The organism is Streptomyces sp. URMC 123 (assembly GCF_051386515.1).
Lineage (GTDB): Bacteria > Actinomycetota > Actinomycetes > Streptomycetales > Streptomycetaceae > Streptomyces.
The window spans coordinates 1-21297 of record NZ_JBPQTV010000094.1; the positions used below are offsets into that span (position 1 = coordinate 1).

Here is a 21297-nt window from a genome sequence, read left to right on the forward strand (position 1 = left end):
GGCCCCTTCCCGGCGTCGACTTCGCCGGCCACTCGCCGCAGGTCGAGGAGTTCCGCGCCGAACTCCTCGCCGCGCTCACGCGTCCGCTCCGATCGTGACCGTGCGGCCCTCGCGGGCCGAGACCCGCGCCGCCTCCAGCACGTCCAGGGCCGCCGCCGCCTCCCGGGCGGTGACCGGCGGCGGGGTGCCGTTCCGCAGCGCGTCCACGATCCCGGCGTAGTAGGCGGGGTAGTCGCCCGGCAGGGTGGGCACCGGCTCCCCGCCCCCGGTCAGCGGCGACTCGCCGGCGCCGAGCCGGCCCCACAGGGCCTCCGGTTCGACGCCCCACTCGGCGCCGCCGCCCGGCCGCAGGCCCTCGCGCAGCGCGGCCTCCTGCGGGTCGAGCCCGTACTTGACGTAGCCGGCCTCGCTGCCGAGCACCCGGAAGCGGGGGCCGAGCTGGGCGGCCGTGGCGCTGACCCACAGATGGGAGCGGACGCCGCCGGCGTGGGTGACGGCGATGAACGTGTCGTCGTCGGCCTCGGCGCCGGGCCGGCGCACATCGGCCTCGGCGTAGACCCGCACGGCCGGGCCGAAGAGCACCAGGGCCTGGTCGACGACGTGGCTGCCCAGGTCGTACAGCAGTCCCCCGATCTCGGCGGGGTCGCCGGACTCGCGCCAGCCCCCCTTGGGCTGCGGGCGCCAGCGTTCGAAGCGGGACTCGAAGCGCAGCACGCGCCCCAGCTCACCGTCGTCGATCAGCCGGCGCAGGGTGCGGAAGTCGTTGTCCCAGCGGCGGTTCTGGAAGACCGAGAGCAGCAGTCCGCGCTCCTCGGCCAGCGCGGCGAGCGCGCGCGCCTCCGCCGCGGTCCCGGCGATCGGCTTGTCGACGACCACGGGCAGGCCGGCCTTGAGGGCGTCGGTGGCGAGCGGCACATGGGTGCGGTTGGGTGAGGCGAGGACGATCAGGTCGAGCTCGTGCCCGCGGTCCCACAGCTCGTCGGGCGTGGTGGCCAGGCGCACCTCCGGGTGCTCGGCGCGGGCCTGCCGCTGCCGCCCGGGGTCGGAGGTGACGACGGTGTCGAGGGCCAGCCCGTCGGTGGCGGCGATCAGCGGGGCGTGGAAGACGGAGCCCGCGAGACCGTATCCGACGAGACCGACACGGAGGGGGTGATGGTCGGTACGGGTGCCTGTGCGCGTCATGCAAGCCACTTAAACAACGCTGTTGCCAAAGCGCAAGCGCAGGGGAGAATACGGGGGTGAACAGGGGTGAATCCGGAGCCAATCTTCCCGTGCTGCGCGGCCACAACACCGCGTTGGTGCTCGATCTGCTGCGTGTCGCGGGGCCGGAGGGGATCTCCCGGCCGGAGATCGCCGAGCGCACCGGGCTCACCCCGCAGGCCGTCAGCAAGATCACGGCGCGGCTGCGCGCGGAGGGGCTCGCGACCGAGGCCGGGCGCCGTGCCTCCACCGGCGGCAAGCCGCGCACCGCCCTGGGCCTGGTGCGGGACGCCGGCAGCGCCGTCGGCCTCCATCTGGACCGCGACGAGCTGACGGCCGTCCTCACCGACCTCACCGGCGAGTCCGTCGTCACCCGGACGGCCCCCTTCGACCTCGGCGCTCCGGCCGAGCGGGTGGTGACCCGGGCCGCCGAGGAGGTCCGGGCGCTGTTCCGGGAGGCGGACGCGGTGGCTCCGGTCGGGCCGGTGCTCGGCGCGGGGGTCGCCTGCCCGGGCCCCCTCGACCACGCCACGGGCGTGCTCCGGCGGGTCACCGGGCTGCCGCACTGGGAGGGGTACGCCCTCCGCGACGCGCTCGCCCGGCGGCTGGAGCTGCCCGTCGTGCTCGACAAGGACACCAACGCCGCCGCCCTGGGCCTGGCCCTGCGGCCCGCCGCCACGGGGGAGTCCTTCGCCTACCTCCACCTCGGTACGGGGCTGGGGGCCGGCCTCGTGCTCGGCGGGGCGCTGCACCGCGGCGCGCGCACGGGCGCGGGCGAGTTCGGCCACCAGGTGGTTGTGCTGGACGGGCCGGAGTGCGAGTGCGGGGGGCGCGGCTGTCTGGAGGCCCTGTGCCTGGCCGCGGTCGCCCGCGGCGACCACGCGGAGGCGGCACGGGTGCTGGGCACGGGCGCGGCCAACCTCGTGGGGCTGCTCGACATCGACCGGGTGCTGCTGGGCGGCCGCATCGCCGTGGCCGGTGCGGATACGTTCCTGCGCGGGGTGGGGGCGGTGCTCGCCGAGCGTGCGGCGCGGGCGGGCGACGGCCGTACGGTGCCCGTGGCCATGGCGCCCGGCGGGGCCCGTACGGTGGCCGACGGCGCGGCGCACCTCGTCCTGGCTCCGCTCTTCGGCCGCGGGGGCGCGGCCCCACGGCTGTTCCGCGCCGAGGCGATGGGCCGACCTTCGGTGTGATGACCGTCGGTGTGATGAGCGGATCATAGGCCGAACGGTGGGAATCGGGACCGGCGCGGGCGGGGCGGGCCCGGCGGCGGCGGAGCGCGTGGCAGGTTCGGGACCGACCGGCTCCACGACGGACGGGGGTTCCCATGCGGGTACGCAGCGCTCTCGCCGCGGGCGCCGCCACGGTGCTCGCGGCCCTGGCAACGTCGAGCGGCACGCCCCCCGCGACCGCCGCGCCCCCGCTGGCTGGAGCCGGGGCACGGCCGGTCGCCGGTACGCCTCCCCAAGCCGTGGCCTCAGCGCCCGCCTCCGGCGCGCGGCCGGTCGTCGCGCCGCTCGCGCGGGCCGCGGCCCAGGCCGCCTGGCCCGCACGGGCCGCCGCTCCGCCGCGCGTCTCCGGCGTGCGCCTCGTCTCCAAAGCGCGGCCGGTTGCCGGGGCGCAGCCCGTGACCGGTTCGCTCGCCCAAGTCGCGGCCGGGGCGTCCGCCTTCGGCGCGGGTCCCGCCGCCGGGGCGCAGTCCGTGATCGGGGCGCCTGCCCAAGCCGTGACCCCAGCGCCCACCTCCGGCGCGCGGCCGGTCGCCGCGCCGCTCGCGCGGGCCGCGGCCCAGGCCGCCTGGCCCGCACGGGCCGCCGCTCCGTCGCGCATCTCCGGCGTGCGCCTCGTCTCCGGCGCGCGGCCGGTCGCCGGGGCGCGGCCCATGACCGGTTCGCTCGCCCAAGTCGCGGCCGGGGCGTCCGCCTTCGGCGCGGGTCCCGCCGCCGGGGCGCAGTCCGTGATCGGGGCGCCTGCCCAAGCCGTGGCCGCAGCGCCCATCTCCGGCGCGCGGCCGGTCGCCGGGGCGCAGCCCATGACCGGTGCGCTCGCCCAAGTCGCGGCCGGGGCGTCCGCCTTCGGCGCGGGTCCCGTGACCGGTGCGCCTGCCCAAGTCGTGGCCGAGGCGCCCGCCTTTGGCGCGCCGCCCGCCGCCGGGGCGCGGGCATTGCCGGGGCGGGCGGCCCGGGCCGCCCGCCCCGTGGGCACACCCGCCCCGGAACCCCGTTGCGGGGACGCCGCGTCCGGCGCCGACTTTCCGATCTCCACCCGCGTGCACGGCGGCCCCGACGCGTACGCCCCGGGCGGCGACTGGCAGTCCTGGGCCGTCGAACTGCGCAACACCACGGGCGCCGCGTGCCACGGCGTGCACCCGGTCGCCGTCGTCGTCGACGAGGGCCGCGCCCTCACCGACCAGGCCATCGAGCTGGACTTCTACGACCCCGGGGCGCGCGCCTGGCGCGATGTCCGCTTCGAGACCACCGACCGCGACGAGCACATCGGCGTGTTCGACGGCGGCTTCCCCGGCTTCGAGGTGCCGGCCGGGCGCACCGTCACGGTCACGGTCCGCCTGCGGTTCCCCGACCGCGTGGCCGAGGACCGCGTACGGCTGAGCGTCGCCGCCGTGCAGCGCCGCGCGGACGACGGCGCGTGGGTCGGCACGTCGGAGCCGTACGCGTTCGCCATCCGGCGCGAGGAGCGGCCGAGCCCCGACGACTTCGTACGCCCCGAGGCCACCGGCCCCGGCCCCTGGGCCGCCGAACTGGCCCGGACCGGCGGCCGTACGCACGCCCCGGCCCATCTGGCGACCCTCACCGCCGTGGCCGCCGCGCTGCTGGCGACGGGCGGCGCGGCCTACGCGCTCTCCCGCCGCCTCAGACGCTGAGCGCCCGTTCCCCCGCGGGGTCGGAGCCGGCGAACCGGTCCAGCGCGTCCACGACATGACGGCGCGTCACATCGCTCCCCAGGTGTCCCGCCTCGTCGACGACGATCAACTCCGCGTCCGGCCAGGCCCGGGCGAGCTCCCACGCCGTGTCCAGCGGCCCGCTCATGTCGAGCCGGCCGTGCACGAGCACCCCGGGGATGCCGGCCAGCCGCCCGGCGTTCCGCAGCAGCGCGCCCTCCTCCAGCCACGCGCCGTGCGAGAAGTAGTGCGCGCAGATCCGCACCAGCGCCAGCCGGTCGGCCTCGGGCCGGCCCCCGTACGGGCGGGAGGCCCCCTTCGTCTCCCCGGACAGGACCGCGTCCTCCCAGGCGCACCAGTCCTCCGTGGCCTTCTCCCGCACCGCCGCGTCGGGGTGTTCGACGAGGCGGGCGTACGCCCCGACGATGTCGCCGTCGCGCGGCGTGCCGGGCGCGCCCGCGAGGAACCGCTCCCACTGCTCGGGGAAGAACCGGCCCGCGCCCCGGTAGAGCCAGTCGATCTCCGAGCGCCGGGTGGTGGTGACGGAGGCGATGACGATCTCCGAGACCCGCTCGGGGTGCTCCTCCGCGTAGGCGAGGATCAGCGTGGAGCCCCACGAGCCGCCGTACAGCAGCCACCGGTCGATGCCCAGGTGTTCGCGCAGCCGCTCCATGTCGGCGATCAGATGGCCGGTGGTGTTGTGCCGCATGTCGGTCGCGGGGTCGCTCGCGTGCGGGGTGCTGCGGCCGCAGCCGCGCTGGTCGAAGAGGACGATCCGGTAGCGGGCGGGGTCGAACATCCGCCGCCCGCCGGTGCCGCACCCCGACCCGGGCCCGCCGTGGACGACCAGCGCGGGCTTGCCGGCGGGGTTGCCGCAGACCTCCCAGTACACGTGGTTGCCGTCGCCGACGTCGAGCATCCCCGACGCGTACGGCTCGATCTCCGGATACACCGTGCGCATCTCCCGGCCCCTCCCGCCCGCGTGTGCCCCGCGGCCCTCGCCCCGTGGCCCTCGCCCCTCGGCCACCCCGGCCCTCCGGCCCGTGACCCCATGCCCCTCCGGTCCGCGACCCCATGCCCTCGGCCCGGCCGGGCTGCCAGCCTAGGACGCCGTATACGCTGGCAGCCAGTGACCGTACGATCCGTTCGACCGGCGGGAGCCGATACGTGGCAGAGCGCAAGCCCATCGAGTCCTGGCTCACCGACATGGACGGTGTGCTGATCCATGAGGGCATCCCGATCCCGGGCGCCGACTCGTTCATCAAGCGGCTGCGCGACTCCGGCAAGCCCTTTCTCGTCCTGACGAACAACTCGATCTACACCCCGCGCGATCTGCACGCGCGGCTGGCCCGGATGGGCCTGGACGTGCCGGTCCCCAACATCTGGACCTCCGCCCTGGCCACCGCCCAGTTCCTGGACGACCAGCGGCCCGGCGGCACGGCCTACGTCATCGGCGAGGCGGGCCTGACCACGGCCCTGCACGACATCGGGTACGTCCTCACCGACGCCGAGCCCGACTACGTCGTGCTGGGCGAGACGCGGACGTACTCGTTCGAGGCGCTGACCAAGGCCATCCGGCTGATCAACAACGGCGCGCGGTTCATCGCCACCAACCCGGACGAGACCGGCCCCTCGGCGGAGGGCGCGCTGCCGGCGACCGGTTCCGTGGCGGCGCTGATCACCAAGGCCACCGGGCGGGAGCCGTACTTCGTCGGCAAGCCCAATCCGCTGATGATGCGGGCCGGGCTCAACGCCATCGGCGCCCACTCCGAGACCAGCGCGATGATCGGCGACCGCATGGACACCGATGTGCTGGCCGGGCTGGAGGCGGGGATGGAGACCTTCCTGGTGCTCACCGGGCTGACCCGGCCGCAGGAGGTCGAGCGCTATCCGTTCCGGCCGTCGAGGATCGTGGACTCGATCGCGGACCTGGTCGACCGCGTCTGACGCGTCCGAGGGGCCACTGCGTCGGAGGGGCCGCCGCGTCCGAGCGCGCGGCCCCGCCTGCGCGCGCCTGTCCGTCTCTGACCGTTATCGCCCGATTGGGATGTCCATCTGGGCCGATCCGGTCGCATTCTGTCACCTAACGGAGTAGTACGACTACGTTCCGGGTGCGAGTGCGGGGCCTTCCCGTGAACCCTTGGGAGGACCAGGAGGTTCACGATGGACTCTGTCCGACTTTCCCGACGCCTCGCGGTGGCGGCCGCCGCGGCCGCGGCGATCTGCTCGACGGCGCTGGCCCTTCCGGGGCCCGCCCTCGCGCAAGGGCAGGAGCCCCCTCCCGGGCCACCGGGCTCCGCCGCGCCGCGCTCGGGCACCGAGGGCACCGACGGCACCGACCGCACCGAGGGCACCGATCGCGCCGACGGTCACGCGGGCCTCACCGGCCTCACGGGCCTCGCGGAGGAGGGCACCGGGGAGGCGCCCTCGTCCACCGGCCCGGACGCCGATCCCGCCGCCCCCGTCGGCGGAGCCGACCCCGCGCCGGACGGCCCCCGCCCGGCACCCGACGCCGGCCGCGCCGGGGACCGCGCCGCCCCGGCCGGCCGGATTCGCCTCACCCCCTCCTCCGTCGAGCCCGGCGGCGAGCTCGATCTGAAGCTCGACGGCTGCGCGGACCGCAACGCCGTGGCCAAGTCCGAGGCGTTCGTCACCGACGCCCGGCTCGCCCCCACCGCGGGCGGCGAACTGTCCGCGGAGGCGACCGTCCGCTCCACCGCGCCCGCCGGCTCCTACGGGGTGACCGTGGAGTGCGGCGGCCGCCCCGCCTTCGCCGAGTCCACGGTGGAGGTGAGCGGCGACCGCCGCGCCGACGCCTCGCCGACCGCGCCCGTGCGGGCCGGCGGTGGCGGCACCGCCGGCGAGCGGCCCCGGGACGAGGGCGCCACCCCGATCGCCGCCTCCGCCGACGACAGCGGGCCGGGCACCCGGCAGACCATCGTGGGCGTCGGGCTCGCGGGCGCGGCGGGCCTGGCCGTCGCCGGCATCGCGGCCCGCCGCCGGCGCTCCGGCTCGGCCGCCGACGGCTCCGCGGGCGACTGACGGCGGTGCCGCCGCCCCGGGACCGGACCGCTCCGGTCGGCTCGCCCGGCCTGGCGCGCCTGCTCACCGGCGTCACCTGGGCCGTGGTGCTGCTCGGCCTCTGGCTGTGGGGCCGCGAGGTCACCGGCGCCCGGCCGGTGTCCGACCCCGGCGCGGGGGGCGTCGCGGCGGTCGGCCGCCCCGCCGCCCGGCCGCCCCGCGCCCTCGCCCCCCTGCCCGAGGCCGCGCCCATGCGGCTGGAGGTCCCCTCCCTCGGCATCGCCGCGCGGATCGTCGAACGCGGCCTCGACGCCGACGGGGCGGTCGACCCACCGCCGTACGGCACCCCCGACGCCGTCGGCTGGTACGGTGACGGCCCGCGGCCCGGCTCGGCCGGCGCGGCGCTGCTGGTCGGTCACGTGGACACCGAGACCCGGCCCGCCGTCTTCCACCGCCTCGGGCAGGTCCGGGCGGGGGAGCGCGTGCGGGTGGTCCGCGCCGATCGCTCGGTGGCGGAGTTCACGGTGGAGGGCGTGGAGGTCTTCCCCCGCGAGCGCTTCGACGCCCGGCGCGTGTACGGTGCGCGGAAGCCCGGCCGGGCGGAGCTGCGGCTCATCACCTGTGGCGGTGCCTACGACCGTGCCGCGCGCTCCTATACGGCGAACGTGGTGGTCTCCGCGTATCTCACTGGTGCGCGCTGACCGCCCGCCCGCTGGTACGGACCGTCGGCACGGCTCGGTGGTATGAACCGCCGGCACGGCACGGCGGCACGGCCGAACGGTCCGGCGGGCCACGTCCGTACGAACCCCCGCACATCCGTCCGGGGTCGAGGCGCGACGTAGAGGTATGTCAGGATTGATACGACCGGTCCTCGTTCCGTACCCAAGGGGGAGTGGATGTACGGCAGTTACTCCGGCCGACGGCCCAGCGCGCTGGGTGCCCGGCTGGCAGTGGGTGCGGGCGCGGTGAGCGCGCTTCTCATGCTGTCCGGTTGCGTGTCGACGGGAGGCGACGGCGGTGGCGAGCCCCGCCGCAGCACGTCGGCTTCTCCGCGCACCCAGCAGCAACCCAAGGCCGTCGCTCCCTTTTGGGTGAATCCCGAGGGCAACGCCGCCCAGCAGGCGGCCGACTTCCGCGCCGCGGGCCGGAAGGAGGACGCCGAGCTGCTGGAGCGGATCGCGAGGCAGCCGGTCGCCGAGTGGATCGGGGTCGAGGACCCGGAGGGCCAGACCAGGGGCTTCACCGAGGCCGCCGCCGCGGCGGACCGGGACGCCCTGCTGGTGCTCTACAACATTCCGCACCGCGACTGCGGCCAGTACTCCAAGGGCGGCGCCGCCGACGGCGACAGCTACCGCGCCTGGCTGGAGAAGGTGGTCAAGGGCATCGGGGACCGGCCGGCCACGGTCGTCCTGGAGCCGGACGCCCTGCCGCACGTGGTGGACGGCTGCACCCCCCAGCAGTTCCACGAGGAGCGGTTCGCCCTGCTGACGGAGGCCGTCGACCGGCTCAAGGCGCTGCCGGCCACCAAGGTCTATCTGGACGCGGGCAATCCGCACTGGATCAAGGACCCGGGCCGCATGGTGGACCCGCTCAAGCGGGCGGGCATCGAGAAGGCGGACGGCTTCGCGCTCAACACCTCCAACTACCAGACCACCGAGGCGAACAAGGAGTACGGCCGGAAGCTCTCCGCGAAGATCGGCAACAAGCACTTCGTGATCGACACCAGCCGCAACGGCAACGGCCCGGCGCCCGGCAAGGAGGACCCGGAGGCCTGGTGCAATCCGCCGGGCCGCGCGCTCGGCGAGCCGCCCACCACCAAGACGGGCGACGAGCTGGTCGACGCCTATCTGTGGATCAAGCGCCCGGGGGAGTCGGACGGCACCTGCAAGGGCGGCCCGGAGGCCGGCAAGTGGTGGCCGCAGTACGCGCTGGACCTCGCCCGCAACGCCCGTAAGCAGTAAGCAACGCCCACGAGCAGTGAGCCCCGCGACGCCCGCGAGCGGTGAGCGGGGCAACGGAAGCGATAAGCGGGGCAACGGAAAGGGGGGGCCCCGACCGGGGCCCGCCCTTTCCCGTCGACGTGGCTTACGGAACCTCGACCCAGCGCGCCTCCGACGGCGTGCCCTGGTCGTCGGTGACGAAGAGCATGTACCAGCCGGAGGGCACCAGCGTGCGGTCCTTGGGGACCGTGACGGAGATGCCGCCGTCGGTCTTCTTGAAATCCAGGGCGATGGAGCGCTGGTCGATGTCGGTGACATGGGTGACCGCGCTCGGCCGCATCAGCCGCGCCGTCTTGATACTGCCGGAGTACCGCGTGGCGAAGGTCGCGCTCTCGCCGCGCCGCACCGCCTGGGGCCCGGAGTCCAGCGTGGGCCGCGTGTCCCGGTAGAGGTACGGCGGGGTGTAGATCTCGATCCGCTGCTCGAAGACGCCCGGCTTGGTGTTGTCCTTGTCGCCGAAGAGCGAGTCGGAACCGAAGATCATGACCCGGCCGTCGGGCAGCAGAATCGTCCCGGAGTGGTAGTTCCGGCCGACCGTGGGGTCCGCGACCCGCTTGAACGTGCCGTTCCTGGCGTCGTACAGCTGGGCCTTGAGGATGTTGCTGCCGCTGCGCCCGCGGTAGTCGCGCGAGCCGCCGGAGACGAAGACGGTGTCGTCGGGGAGGATCGAGCCGCCGGGGTAGCGGGTGCCCTCCTCCAGCGGGGCGCTGTCCTTGAAGGCCGGCGAGGGCTGCTTGAGGTCGACCACCCGGGTCTTCTCGCTGGACTTCTTGGACTCGCCGACCCCGCCGCCGCCGATCACCAGGAACCTCTGGTCCTGGGCGGGCGGCAGCATGACCGACATGGAGGTCTCCAGCCGGTCCGGGTCGCTCATCCCGGGCACCTCGGTGAACTCATTGGTCTTCACGTCCCAGATGCCCGGGGTGCGGCCCTGGTCGGCCGGGCCGTAGCCGGCGTTGGAGCCGGTGTAGAAGAGCTTGCCGCCCTCGGTGAGGAAGAGCGCGGGGTACGTGGGGAAGAACCGCTGCTTGGGCAGGTACGTCCACTTCTTGGTCTTGGGGTCGTAGACCTCGTTCTTGCCCGGGACCACCTGTCCGATCTCGTCGAGGCCGGAGACCGAGAGGACCTTGCCGTCCTCGAGCGTGGTCAGCGTGGGGTACCAGCGCGCCTCGTGCATGGGGTCGACGGGGACGTACCGCTCGGCCACCGGGTCGAACTCGTAGGCGTCCTTGATGCCCTGGAAGTCCTTCTTGTCGAAGGAGAGCTTGTTGGCGATGCCGTAGGTGTTCCGGGCGTCGTCGCCGGAGAGCCCCTCGACGCGGTAGTTGTCCGTGTCGCCGGTCGAGTGCTCCTCGCCCTTCTCCCGGGCCTCCACATAGACCCGGGCCTCGCTCGCGGTGACCGTGACCTTCTTGGTCTTCGGGTCGGTGGTCTTCTTCGCGCGCGGCACCAGGACGGCGTCCTTGGCCTCGAAGGTCTTGCCGTTCGCCTTGCCGGTGAAGAGCGTGCCGGCCGGCAGCGTCATCGGCTTGTCCGGGTTCTCATTCTTGACGATCATGAGCCCGCCGGCCTTCTCGACGTCGCCCTCCAGCTTCTCGTACCGCTGGGTGCCGCCGGCCACCAGGAGCTTGCCGTCCGGGAGCTGGGTGTGCCCGGCGCAGAACATGTCCTTGGGCGTCTCGATGTTCTTGAAGGTGTTGGTCTTCGGGTCCCAGAGCACCGAGCGGAAGGTCTTGGAGGCGAACATCTTGGCGTTGTTGCCGGAGCCGGCGATCAGCAGCACCTTGCCGGTGTGCAGCAGCGCCGCGTGGATCGAGTTGATCCGGTACTCCTTGGGGACGTCCAGCAGGTCCCAGTGGCCGTTCGCCGCCTTGTACTCCGGCCGGTTGATCTTGTAGGCGTGGTACTTCTCCGTGCCGAAGCGGTAGAGCGCGGGGCCGTTCATGCCGCCCACCACCAGCACCGCCGCCGTCGCGATCGCGAGGCGGCGGGTGCGGCGGCTCGGTCGGTAGTTCATGTGTTGCGTCCCCCCAGCACGATCTGCATGGTCTCCTCATCCGTCACCCGGTCCGGCCGGGGCTGTGCCTCGGGCCGCGGCTGCGGCTCCGGGAGCGCGGCCGGTACGGTCTCCCGCTCCGCCGTGACCGCTCGTCCGCCCCGCCGCGCGGTCCCGCGCTTCTTCTTCTCCTGTCGCGTGGTCCAGCTCCAGGCGATGATCGGCGCCGCCGTGATCAGCAGGGCGAGCGAACACCAGATGATCATCGCCGGGTGGCTGTGCCCGAAGTAGAAGGAGGAGGCGAGCGAGCCACCGAAGACCAGGATGAAGAACAGATGGATGCGGAAGGTGCCGAACAGCGTGTCCGGGCTGGAGGAGTCACCCTTGGGCGTGACGACGAACGAGCTCTTGCGCCGCAGCACCGCGTCCATCAGCGAACGGGCGTAGATCGGCGCGGACAGCGCGGACATCACCATGCCGGCCACACCGCCCGAGCCCTCCGGCTCGTGCGGGGAGACGTTGTGCCGTCGGTTCCAGATGTAGAGGCCGATCTGGAGGGCCGAGGCGTTGCCGTAGAGCATCATCCACATCGCCGGGTCGATCTGGACGCCGGAGGCCCCGAAGCCCAGGAACAGCGCGCAGCTGAGCGCCGCCAGAATCCAGTTCAGCGCGGAGATGGGATAGAAGATCACCATCAGGGTGTAGTTCCACAGCTTGCCCGGCGGCAGCGAGAAGGGCGCCTTCCAGAACTGCTTGAGGATCGTCTCGTACGTGCCGCGGGACCAGCGCAGCTGCTGGGTGAAGAAGTCGGTCCAGGCGGTGGGGCCCTCGCCGACGGCGAGCACGTCCGGGGTGTAGACGGACTTCCACTTCTTGCCGGTGGCCGGGTTGCGGTGGCGGTGCAGCTCGAAGCCGGTCGCCATGTCCTCGGTGATGGAGTCGTAGAGGCCGCCGATGCCCTTGATGGCCTTGATCCGTACGGCGTTGCTGGTGCCGACGAACATCGGCCCGCCGTACATGTTGCCCGCGCGCTGGATCAGCGCGTGGAAGAGGAACTGCTGGCTCTCCGCGGCCTTGGTGACGGCCGTGTCGTAGTTGCCGTACACCTGGGGCCCGATGACGAACGCGACATCGGGGTCGCGGAAGAAGCCGAGCATCCGCTCCAGGTAGTTGGGCAGCGGCACGTGGTCGGTGTCGACGGAGGCGAAGTAGTCGTAGTCGTCGCCGTGCGCGTCGAGCCAGGCGTTGTAGTTGCCGTGCTTGGTCTTGGCCCGGTGCGGGCCGCTGGGCCGGTTCCACTTGGCGACGCCCTTGCGGGAGAAGTGGTGCACCCCCAGCCGGGCGCACACCTCCTTCACCGCGGGGTCGTCGCCCTCGTCGAGCAGCCAGACGTGCATCAGCCCGCGGTGCCGGATGCGCACCGCCGCCTCCAGCGTCTTCGTCACCATCTCCAGCGGCTCCTTGCCGGGCACGAAGGAGGTGAGGAAGGCGACCCGGGTGCCGGACTCCGGGACCACGGGCACCGGGTCGCGGGCGACCAGGGTCGCGTGCGCGTTGGAGATGACGTTGAGGGTGCGGAACAGCTCGATCAGCCCGATGGAGACCAGCATCACCACATCGAGGGCGACCAGGGTGGCCGAGGCGTTGTCGCGCCGGGTCCAGTGGCCCGGCTGCATCAGCCAGACGAAGAGTCCCAGCGAGACGAGCGGCGCCGCGCCCAGGAGCAGCGCGGCGCGGATGCGGTGCGGCTCTTCGGCCAGCAGACTGCGGTACCTGACCCGGTAGGGCTTGCTCGGATCGGGCTGGGTGAGGGGGCCGGCGAGCCGGCTGTAGTGCTCGTAGTCGTAGCGCGGCAGGGGCTTTCTGGTGCGCGGCTGACCATGGCGGCCGGGGCCCGTCCGATGCTGCGGCGGCACCCGCAGCTTCGTCGTCGTCGATGGATCGTACGAGTGCCGGGCGCCGGTCGGCGTCGACGTCATGAGTCATCCCCCCGCACGCATGCTGGCTGCGTGTTCGTAAGTCTTCGGGCCCGCGTCGCCGATCCCCCTCGATCATCGACTCGGGCACAGCACTGTCGGGCCGCCTCCCCACAAGACATGGAAAGGCTGCCTTCCGGTTGCATGATGCCCGCTCCGACACCCTCCGATGAACCGGGGCCCCCACCCCGCGGCGCACACAACCGACGTCGAGCCCCCAACTCGTCGACCCGTCCACGCTCCTGGAGTCAGAGGAGCCACGGAAGCCAGTGGGTCCAGGATAGGGTCCCGGACCCCCTCTCGTGATCGCAAGGGTGAAACGAGCTGTTTACCGGGCATACGCGCTCATTGGGGGAAGCGTGGTGGCAGATGGGGCGCGGACGAGAACGACTCCGGCCCCCTCACCGTCGGTGAGGGGGCCGGAGCCTTACGTGCGCCGCCAGGGACTCGAACCCCGGACCCGCTGATTAAGAGTCAGCTGCTCTAACCAACTGAGCTAGCGGCGCGCGCTGACGAGGAAAACCTTACCCGATGCCGGGAGGTGCCGCGTACGCGCGAGGGGCCGCGGGGGCGTTTCCGGCGGCGTTCCGGGGGGATTCGGCGGGAAATGTGACGGCGGTCACCCCGGGGGCGTGTCGCCGGAGTAGTGCGCTCCGGTTGGCTTCGCCCGGCCTTAGGGTGTGGGCCGAACCGTCGGGAGGAGGGCAGGCGCATGGCCGGCTCCGGGCCGTTTCCCCCCTCTCCGGCCGGCCGTGGCCGCCCCGGTGGTCCGCGCCGCGCGCTCGCGCGCCACCGCCGGGTGGGCGCCGCGATCGGGCTGCTCCTGCTGTCGCTCGCCGGCGCCTGGGAGGCGTCCGGCGGGGGAGCGGTCCCGGCCGGGGCGCCCTCGTCGGCCACGCCACCCGCCCCGGTGGCCCCGTACGGCGGCTCCGGGTCCCACGCGCTCTCCGGTTACGGGCCCGGCTCCTCCTCCGGCGACACCCTCGGGCCCGGGCAGGGGGCCGGCACCGGTCGGGTCGCCCAGCGGCGGGCGGTCCGCGACCGGGACCCCTCCCGCCACGCCGTCGAGGAGCGCTTCGCGCTCGCCCCGGACCTCGCCCTGGGCGGAACGTTCGACGTGGTGCGCGGCACCGCCGACCCGCGCGGCACCGGCCGGGGCCGCGAGTACCGCTATCGCGTCGAGGCCGAGCGGGGCCTGCCGCTGGACCCGGTGCTCTTCGCCGACCTCGTGCAGCGCACCCTCAACGACGAGCGCGGCTGGGCCCACGCCGGGAAGGCCACCTTCCGGCAGGTCACCGGCGGGCCGGCGGACTTCGTGCTGCGGCTGGCCAGCCCCGGCACCACGGCCGCCTGGTGCCGCGGGTCGGGCCTGGACACCACGGGCGACAACGTCAGCTGCGACGCCGCCGCCACGCCCTATGTGATGATCAACGCCTATCGCTGGGCCCGCGGCGCGCGGTCCTTCGGCGCCGACATGCTGGGCTACCGGCGGATGCTGATCAATCATGAGGTCGGCCACCGGCTGGGCCGGGAGCACGAGAGCTGCTCCGGCGCGGGGGAGCTCGCCCCGGTCATGATGCAGCAGACCAAGTCGCTCACCTCCGAGGGCCGGACCTGCCGCCCCAACCCCTGGCCGTTCCCGCACCCCGGCCCGGACTCCTACCCCGGCCCGGACTCGTATCCCGGCCCGGACCCGTATCCCCCGCCGGCCCCGGACCGCGAGGCGCGCGCTTGAGGCCACCGCCCGCCGCCGGGGCGGGCGCGACGGCGGGTGCCCCGGCCCTCCTATAGTCCGGGCATGGGGATCGCGGAACTCGCCCGGGACGCCTGGGCCCTCGTGGAGCGCGCCGAGGGCGCCGGACAGCGGCGCGCGATCCTGGGGCTGGCCGGGCCGCCCGGCGCGGGGAAGTCCACCCTGGCCGCCGCGCTGGTGTCCCGGATCGAGGCGGAGCACGGCGCCGGATCGGCCGGCTATCTGCCGCTCGACGGCTTCCACCTCTCCAACGCGCAGCTCGACCGGCTGGGGCTCGCCTCCCGCAAGGGCTCCGAGCCCAGCTTCGACGTCTGGGGCTATGTCGCGCTGCTGCGCCGGGTCATGGCCGAGCCGGAGCGCGACCTCTACGTCCCCGACTACGACCGGGAGCTGCACGAGCCCGTCGCCGCCCGCCACCGCGTGGCACCGACGGCCCGGCTGGTGGTGACGGAGGGGAACTACCTCGCCTGCGCCGAGCCGGGCTGGCCGGCGGCGCGGGAGCTGATGGCCGAGGTCTGGTACGTCGACGCGCCCGCGGAGGTGCGGGACGCGCGCTTGATCAGGCGGCAGCTGGCGGGGGGCCGGGACGCGGCGGGGGCGCGGGCCTGGGTGGACACCAACGACCGCCCCAATGGTGAACAGGTCGAGAGGTCGCGGTCGGCCTGTGCGCGAATAATCCCTCACGTTGGTATGGACATGACCAATCCACCGGCCTAGCGTGAGGATTGGTCTGGACCTGAACCGTGGCGCGCCGATCAGCTCGACGAACCTCCCCCACGTTCAGGAGCGAAGCATGCGCAAAAGGATCAGGACGGCGGTGATCGGCCTCGGGGTCGTCGGCGCCTCCGTACTCGCGACCGGCGGCGCCAGCAGCCACGGCTACCCCAACCTGCCGATCAGCCGCCAGGCGCTCTGCGCCAACGGCACGGTGAAGAACTGCGGCCCCATCCAGTGGGAGCCGCAGAGCGTCGAGGGCCCCAAGGGCTTCCCCTCCGGCGGCCCGGCCGACGGAAGGATCTGCAGCGGCGGCAACGGCCAGTTCGCCCAGCTCGACGACCCGCGGGGCGGCGCCTGGCCCGCCACCAAGGTCACCGGTGGCCAGAAGTACACCTTCACCTGGCGGCTGACCGCCCCGCACGCCACGACCGACTTCCGCTACTACCTCACCCGGAGCGGATACGACCCGAAGCAGCCGCTGACCAGGGCGGCCCTGGACACCCGGCCCTTCCTGACCGTCCCCTTCAACGGGACCCGGCCCGGCACCACGGTCAGCCATCAGGGCACGATCCCGGCCGACCGCACGGGCAAACACCTGATCGTCGGCGTGTGGACGATCGCCGACACGGGCAACGCCTTCTACGCGTGCTCGGACGTGCAGTTCTAGCGACAGCGGAATGAACGTCCGAAAACGACTCCGGCCCCCTCACCGTCGGTGAGGGGGCCGGAACCCTACGTGCGCCGCCAGGGACTCGAACCCCGGACCCGCTGATTAAGAGTCAGCTGCTCTAACCAACTGAGCTAGCGGCGCTCGCTGACGAAGTAAATACTACCTGGTCCCCGGGGGTGCTCGTGACCACCGTGCCGTCCGAGGTCCGGGCCATCAGATCGCCAGCGAGAGCAGCACCGGGGCCGCCCGGCGGTTGAGGGTGTCCGCGGCCTTGCGGAGCCGATGGGCGTGCTCGACCGGCATGGACAGCGCCAGACAGCCCACCGACTTGCCGGCGGTGATCGGCACGGCCGCGCAGACCGTGCCCACCGCGTACTCCTGGAGGTCCAGCACCGGCACCGTGGGCGGCTGGTTGTCCAGCTTGGTGAAGAGCACCTTCTCGTTGGTGATCGTCCGCGAGGTGAGCCGGGCGGTCTTGTGGCGCGAGAGGTGGTCGCGGCGGTCGTTGTAGTCGAGCTGGCTCAGCAGGCACTTGCCCACGGCGCTGGCGTGGGCCGCCGAGCGGAAGTCCACCCACTCGTTGACCTTCGGGGTGCGCGGCCCGTCGGCGTACTGCGTCACCTTGACCTCGCCGTCGATGTACCGGCTGATGTAGACCGCCGCGCCGACGACGTCGCGCAGCTCGGCGAGGGTCTGCTGCAGCTTGGCCTGGAGGGCGAGCTCGCGGTTGGCCCCGGACCCGATCAGCACCAGGGACTCGCCCACGACATAGGCGCCGTCGGCCACCTGTTCCACGTATCCCTCGTGCCGGAGCATCCGCAGGAGGTGGGAGAGATGGCCTGTCGGCAGCCCGGTCTCACGGGCGATCTGCACATCGGTCACACCACCGCTGTGCTTGGCGACCGTTTCGAGCACTCGAAGGGCGTATTGCACCGAGTGGAACGGCGCGGTCGGCTCGGGCTTCTGCGCCACGGTGTCCCCCTACCAGGTTGTAACCGCTTGCATCGTGGCCGTCGCGGCTGGTCACGGCCGATGAGCAGTCCGTGCGTGGCCGACGACTTGGCTGTGTACCACGATAGCCGCCAAGGAGGCGGTATGGAGCCGCTGTTGAGCACATTGGTGAACCGGTCCACCCCTCTATGCAGGAGTTCACCACGCTGGCATATGCCGCTGGCCTAAAACCTCACTTTCGGTGACGCCGAACGGGGCCTCGCGAGGGGTGGTCCGGCCACCCGGCGACCCCCGAAATCCGGCCGTTCTCGGGGCGTTCGCCCTTGTCGGAGATCCCCGGCCGGGCCGGCGGGCCGGAGCCGTCCGCGGCGCCGGGCGGGCGCTGCCCGCGGTGAGGGTTCGGGCCGAAAGTCATTTCGTGTCCCACACAGGCAATCGCCCGCGCGTCCATCGCGCGAGGGTGACGGCGGCGGTGCGAGGTGTCATGCGGCGGCCCTGCGGGCGCCCCGCGCCGGTCCGCGGGCGTCGTACGCGGGCCCGCGGGTGTCGTACGCCGGTCGGCGGGTGTCGCGCGCCGGTGTGCGGGGGCTCTCGCCGGCTCCTCCGGGCGGGGCCGTGCGGGAATAACCGGAGAGCTTCTCCGGTTAAGCGGGCGGACCCCAGAACGACCGGAAAGGCGGACAGCGGTGGCGGACACCCGGCCCAGCGAGGAACGGCGACACGACGGCGAGCGGCACGACGGCGGGCGGCCCGAGGACGGCGTACGGGACGGCGGTGCCCAGGACGGTGGCGTACGGGCGCGCGGTGCCCAGGACGGCGGCGTACGGGAGGCCGGCGACGGCATCCTGGGCACCGCGCGCGGCCGCGCCCCCGTACCGCTGTCCGTCCTGGACCTGGCGACCGTCGGCAGCGGCCTGACCGCCACCGACGCCCTGCGCACCACCGTGGAGCTCGCGCGCCGCGCCGAGCGCCGCGGCTACCACCGCTTCTGGGTCGCCGAGCACCACTCCATGCCGGGCGTCGCCAGCTCCTCGCCCGCGGTGATCCTCGCCCACCTCGCCGCCCACACCGGCCGGATACGGCTCGGCTCCGGCGGGGTGATGCTGCCCAACCACGCCCCCCTGGTGATCGCCGAGCAGTTCGGCACGCTGGAGGCCCTCGCCCCGGGCCGCGTCGACCTCGGTCTGGGCCGCGCGCCCGGCACCGACGGCCACACCGCGGCCGCCCTGCGCCGGAGCGACGCGCTCCACGAGGGCGCGGACGACTTCCCGCGCCAGCTCGCCGAGCTGGTGCGCTTCCTGGACGACGACTTCCCCGACGGCCACCCCTACCGCCGCATCCACGCCGTGCCGGGGCCCGTGCAGGCCACCGTCCCCGGCGGGGTCCAGTCCACCGCCCGGCCGCCGGTGTGGCTGCTCGGCTCCAGCGGCTTCAGCGCCCGGCTCGCCGGGGCGCTCGGCCTGCCCTTCGCCTTCGCCCACCACTTCTCCGCGGCCAACACGCTGCCCGCGCTCGACCTCTACCGGGAGTCCTTCCGCCCCTCCGCGGCGCTGGACCGCCCCTACGCCCTGATCGGCGTCTCCGCGCTCGCCGCCGACGACGAGCGCGAGGCCCGCCGCCAGGTCCTCACCGGAGCGCTCGCCATGCTCCGGCTGCGCACCGGCCGACCCGGCCTCATCCCCACCCCGGACGAGGCGGCGGCCCACCCGCTGGGCGCGGTCGAGCGGGAGTTCGTCGACGGCTGGCTGGCCAATGTGGTGCACGGCACGGCCGACGCCGTGCGGGACGGGCTGACCGCGCTGGCCCAGCGGACCGGCGCCGACGAGCTGATGATCACGAGCAACGCGCACGGGCCGGAGGCGCGGCTGCGCTCCTACGATCTGATCGCCGACGCGTACGGGCTGCCGGTGGCCGTGGGCTGACGCGGCTCACGCGCCGGCGCGCGCGGGCTGCAGCAGCGCGGGGACGCGGTCCGGGGGCACGGGGCGGGAGTAGTACCACCCCTGCCCCGTGTCACAGCCGATGCGCCGCAGCCGCTCCGCCTGCTGCGCGCTCTCCACGCACTCGGCGATCACCGACAGGCCCAGCCGGTGGGCGAGCTGGACCAATGCCTCGACAATCGTTTCATCGGCCGGATTGGGATGTTCCGCCTCCTGGAAGCCGCGGACGAAGAGTCCGTCGAGCTTGAGGACGGACACCGGCAGCCGGCTGAGGTAGGCGAGGTTGGAGTAGCCGGTCCCGAAGTCGTCGATGGCGATCGAGACCCCCATGTCGCTGAGCGCCTGGAGGGCCTGGAGCGGCCGGCCCGCCGACCCCATGACCGCGGACTCGGTCAGCTCCAGCTGCAGCAGCCCCGGCGGCAGCCCGGTCTCGGCCAGGATGCCCGCCACGTCCGCCACCAGGTCGGAGTCCCAGACCTGGCGCACGGCCACATTGACGCTCACGAACACCGGCGCGGCGTCCGGGTGCTCGACCTGCCAGCGGCGCGCCTGGCGGCAGGCCGTCCCCAGCACCCAGCGGCCCAGCTCGACGATGGAGCCGTCCTCCTCCGCCAATCCGATGAAACGATCCGGCGACAACATGCCGAACTGCGGGTGCCGCCAGCGGACCAGGGCCTCCACCCCGCGCACGGCGCCGTCGCCCATGCTCACCAGCGGCTGGTACTCCAGGGTGAACTCGCCCCGCTCGATGGCCGGGCGCAGGGTGCTGGACAGCGCCTGACGGGTCATCCGATGGGCGTTGCGCTCCGGGTCGAAGAGCGTCCAGCGGGCCTTGCCGTCCGCCTTCGCCCAGTACAGCGTGGTGTCCGCGGCCTGCATCAGTCCTGTGGCGGTCGTGCCGGCCGCCGCCCGCTCCACGACCCCGATGCTCGCCGAGACCGACAGTCGCTGGCCGTCCAGGTCGAACGGGCGCTCCAGCGCGGCCAGTACGGACGTCGCCAGCTCGGCCAACTGCTCCGTACCGGTGGACTCCTCCACCAGGATGGCGAACTCGTCGCCGCCCAGCCGGGCCACCAGATGGCCGCACCGCCTGCCGTAGCCCGCCTCGTCCACGCACTGGGTGAGCCGCTCGGCCACGGCGGCCAGCAGCCGGTCCCCGACGCGGTGGCCCAGGGTGTCGTTGACCGCCTTGAAGCCGTCGAGATCCAGATAGCAGAGCCCGATTCGGCCGGTGCCGCCGCGCTCGTAGGCCGCCGCCTCCAGCGCCCCCGCCAGCCGTTCGAAGAACAGGGTGCGGTTGGGCAGCCGGGTCACCCCGTCGTGCATCTGGAGGTGGCGCAGCCGCGCCTGGAGCTCACGGCGGTCGCTGATGTCCGCCACCGACAGCAGCACGCTGGTCGAGCCGGCCACCGGGGCGACGGTGACCTCCGCCCACATCGTCTGGCCGTCGGCGCGCTTGAGGCGGCGGGTGCACCGCAGCCGGTCGCTGCGCCCGCGCAGCACCTCGCGGTAGGCGGTCCAGGTGCGCGAGTCGTTGCCCAGGCCCACGAGGTCCGAGGCGGCCTCGGCGGTCAGCCGCGCGGGCTCGGCGCCGAACAGGGCCCCCAGCGCGCGGTTGGCGCTCACCACCAGGCCGTCGCGGTCGACGACGGCCATTGCCAGCTGGGCCGCGTTGAAGGCGGCGTGGTAGTCGCGCAGCTCGGCCGCGCGCCGGTGCTCGGCGTTGAGCAGCCGGTCGAGGGAGCGCCGGCGGGCGCCGGGGCCGGGCCCGCCGTCCGCGGCGGGGATCTCCAGCCGCCCGATCGTGGAGGGCAGCGGCTCACCGGCCCCGAGGGGCACGCGGAGTTCTCCGGGCGCGCCGGGCTCTCCCAGCGCGCCGGGTTCTCCGAGCATGCCGGGTTCTCCGGGCGCGCCGGGGCCTCCGGGGCCGCCCGCCTCGGGGCGCGGGCGCGACTCCGGTTCGGGGGCGCCGCTGCCCATGCCGTGCCAGGCGGTGGTGTCGCGCGGCAGCCAGGGGGCGTCGAGCGCGGCCAGCGGCAGGACGGCCGCGCCGCCGCCCGGGCTGTTCGCCTCGCCGGGGCCGTACGCGGGCGGGGCGCCGTACGGGTCGCCGGGGCCGTACACGGGGGTGGAGTTGTACGTGGGGGTGGCACCGCCGTACGCGCTGCCGGACC

At 73.9% G+C, this 21297-nt stretch carries 16 protein-coding genes and 2 tRNA genes; 10 read left to right on the top strand and 8 right to left on the bottom strand.

Going from position 1 to position 21297, the window contains the following annotated elements:
* Positions 1-75: 75 nt before the first annotated feature.
* Positions 76-1182, bottom strand: a complete 1107-nt coding sequence (locus tag ACSNOD_RS13860; RefSeq protein WP_436767201.1) for a Gfo/Idh/MocA family protein — start codon at positions 1180-1182, stop codon at positions 76-78.
* A gap of 56 nt (positions 1183-1238) precedes the next feature.
* Between ACSNOD_RS13860 and ACSNOD_RS13865 the strand changes: the two genes are divergently transcribed.
* Both ACSNOD_RS13865 and ACSNOD_RS13870 read left to right on the top strand, forming a co-directional pair.
* Positions 1239-2393, top strand: coding sequence for an ROK family transcriptional regulator (locus ACSNOD_RS13865; protein WP_436767202.1), 1155 nt, complete (start codon positions 1239-1241; stop codon positions 2391-2393).
* A 278-nt stretch (positions 2394-2671) separates the two neighbouring features.
* Positions 2672-4081, top strand: a complete 1410-nt coding sequence (locus tag ACSNOD_RS13870) for a hypothetical protein (protein WP_436767203.1) — start codon at positions 2672-2674, stop codon at positions 4079-4081.
* Here the strand turns inward: ACSNOD_RS13870 and pip are convergent.
* Entirely contained in the window at positions 4071-5060 is a 990-nt protein-coding gene (pip, locus tag ACSNOD_RS13875; protein ID WP_436767204.1) for a prolyl aminopeptidase, read from the bottom strand. The genes ACSNOD_RS13870 and pip overlap by 11 nt on opposite strands.
* 206 nt (positions 5061-5266) lie before the next feature.
* On the opposite strand from pip, the gene ACSNOD_RS13880 reads away from it, so the two are divergent.
* The 4 genes from ACSNOD_RS13880 to ACSNOD_RS13895 all read left to right on the top strand — a co-directional run bounded on the left by ACSNOD_RS13880 (position 5267) and on the right by ACSNOD_RS13895 (position 9081).
* Entirely contained in the window at positions 5267-6046 is a 780-nt protein-coding gene (locus ACSNOD_RS13880) for an HAD-IIA family hydrolase (RefSeq protein WP_436767205.1), read from the top strand.
* 216 nt (positions 6047-6262) lie between these two features.
* Positions 6263-7141 carry a hypothetical protein gene (locus ACSNOD_RS13885; RefSeq protein WP_436767206.1) on the top strand — a complete coding sequence of 293 codons (879 nt, stop codon included), beginning with the start codon at positions 6263-6265 and terminating at the stop codon, positions 7139-7141.
* A 5-nt stretch (positions 7142-7146) separates the two neighbouring features.
* Complete coding sequence (locus tag ACSNOD_RS13890; RefSeq protein ID WP_436767207.1) at positions 7147-7821, top strand: class F sortase; 675 nt, start codon at positions 7147-7149, stop codon at positions 7819-7821.
* Positions 7822-8016: 195 nt separating this feature from the next.
* Entirely contained in the window at positions 8017-9081 is a 1065-nt protein-coding gene (locus ACSNOD_RS13895; protein ID WP_436767208.1) for a glycoside hydrolase family 6 protein, read from the top strand.
* Positions 9082-9205: 124 nt separating this feature from the next.
* Here the strand turns inward: ACSNOD_RS13895 and ACSNOD_RS13900 are convergent, their stop codons facing one another.
* The 3 genes from ACSNOD_RS13900 to ACSNOD_RS13910 all read right to left on the bottom strand — a co-directional run bounded on the left by ACSNOD_RS13900 (position 9206) and on the right by ACSNOD_RS13910 (position 13598).
* Positions 9206-11137 carry a galactose oxidase-like domain-containing protein gene (locus ACSNOD_RS13900; protein ID WP_436767209.1) on the bottom strand — a complete coding sequence of 644 codons (1932 nt, stop codon included), beginning with the start codon at positions 11135-11137 and terminating at the stop codon, positions 9206-9208.
* Positions 11134-13095, bottom strand: coding sequence for a glycosyltransferase family 2 protein (locus ACSNOD_RS13905; protein WP_436767210.1), 1962 nt, complete (start codon positions 13093-13095; stop codon positions 11134-11136). Before ACSNOD_RS13905 ends, ACSNOD_RS13900 begins: the two co-directional genes overlap by 4 nt.
* Before the next feature lie 429 nt (positions 13096-13524).
* Positions 13525-13598 (bottom strand) — tRNA-Lys (locus ACSNOD_RS13910).
* Positions 13599-13891: 293 nt separating this feature from the next.
* On the opposite strand from ACSNOD_RS13910, the gene ACSNOD_RS13915 reads away from it, so the two are divergent.
* The 3 genes from ACSNOD_RS13915 to ACSNOD_RS13925 all read left to right on the top strand — a co-directional run bounded on the left by ACSNOD_RS13915 (position 13892) and on the right by ACSNOD_RS13925 (position 16229).
* A complete protein-coding gene (locus ACSNOD_RS13915) occupies positions 13892-14827 on the top strand; it encodes a DUF3152 domain-containing protein (RefSeq protein ID WP_436767211.1) in 936 nt (311 codons plus the stop codon).
* 63 nt (positions 14828-14890) lie between these two features.
* Positions 14891-15562: a nucleoside/nucleotide kinase family protein gene (locus tag ACSNOD_RS13920; protein ID WP_436767212.1), complete on the top strand. Its 672-nt coding sequence runs from the start codon at positions 14891-14893 to the stop codon at positions 15560-15562.
* 76 nt (positions 15563-15638) lie between these two features.
* A complete protein-coding gene (locus ACSNOD_RS13925; protein WP_436767213.1) occupies positions 15639-16229 on the top strand; it encodes a lytic polysaccharide monooxygenase auxiliary activity family 9 protein in 591 nt (196 codons plus the stop codon).
* Between the two features lie 70 nt (positions 16230-16299).
* Here ACSNOD_RS13925 and ACSNOD_RS13930 read toward each other — a convergent pair.
* Positions 16300-16373: transfer RNA gene (locus ACSNOD_RS13930), tRNA-Lys, on the bottom strand.
* 72 nt (positions 16374-16445) lie between these two features.
* Positions 16446-17204, bottom strand: a complete 759-nt coding sequence (locus ACSNOD_RS13935) for an IclR family transcriptional regulator (RefSeq protein WP_436767214.1) — start codon at positions 17202-17204, stop codon at positions 16446-16448.
* Between the two features lie 821 nt (positions 17205-18025).
* Between ACSNOD_RS13935 and ACSNOD_RS13940 the strand changes: the two genes are divergently transcribed.
* Positions 18026-19105 carry an LLM class flavin-dependent oxidoreductase gene (locus tag ACSNOD_RS13940; protein WP_436767215.1) on the top strand — a complete coding sequence of 360 codons (1080 nt, stop codon included), beginning with the start codon at positions 18026-18028 and terminating at the stop codon, positions 19103-19105.
* 6 nt (positions 19106-19111) lie between these two features.
* Here the strand turns inward: ACSNOD_RS13940 and ACSNOD_RS13945 are convergent, their stop codons facing one another.
* Positions 19112-21103: a putative bifunctional diguanylate cyclase/phosphodiesterase gene (locus ACSNOD_RS13945; protein ID WP_436767216.1), complete on the bottom strand. Its 1992-nt coding sequence runs from the start codon at positions 21101-21103 to the stop codon at positions 19112-19114.
* Between the last annotated feature and the right edge of the window lie 194 nt (positions 21104-21297).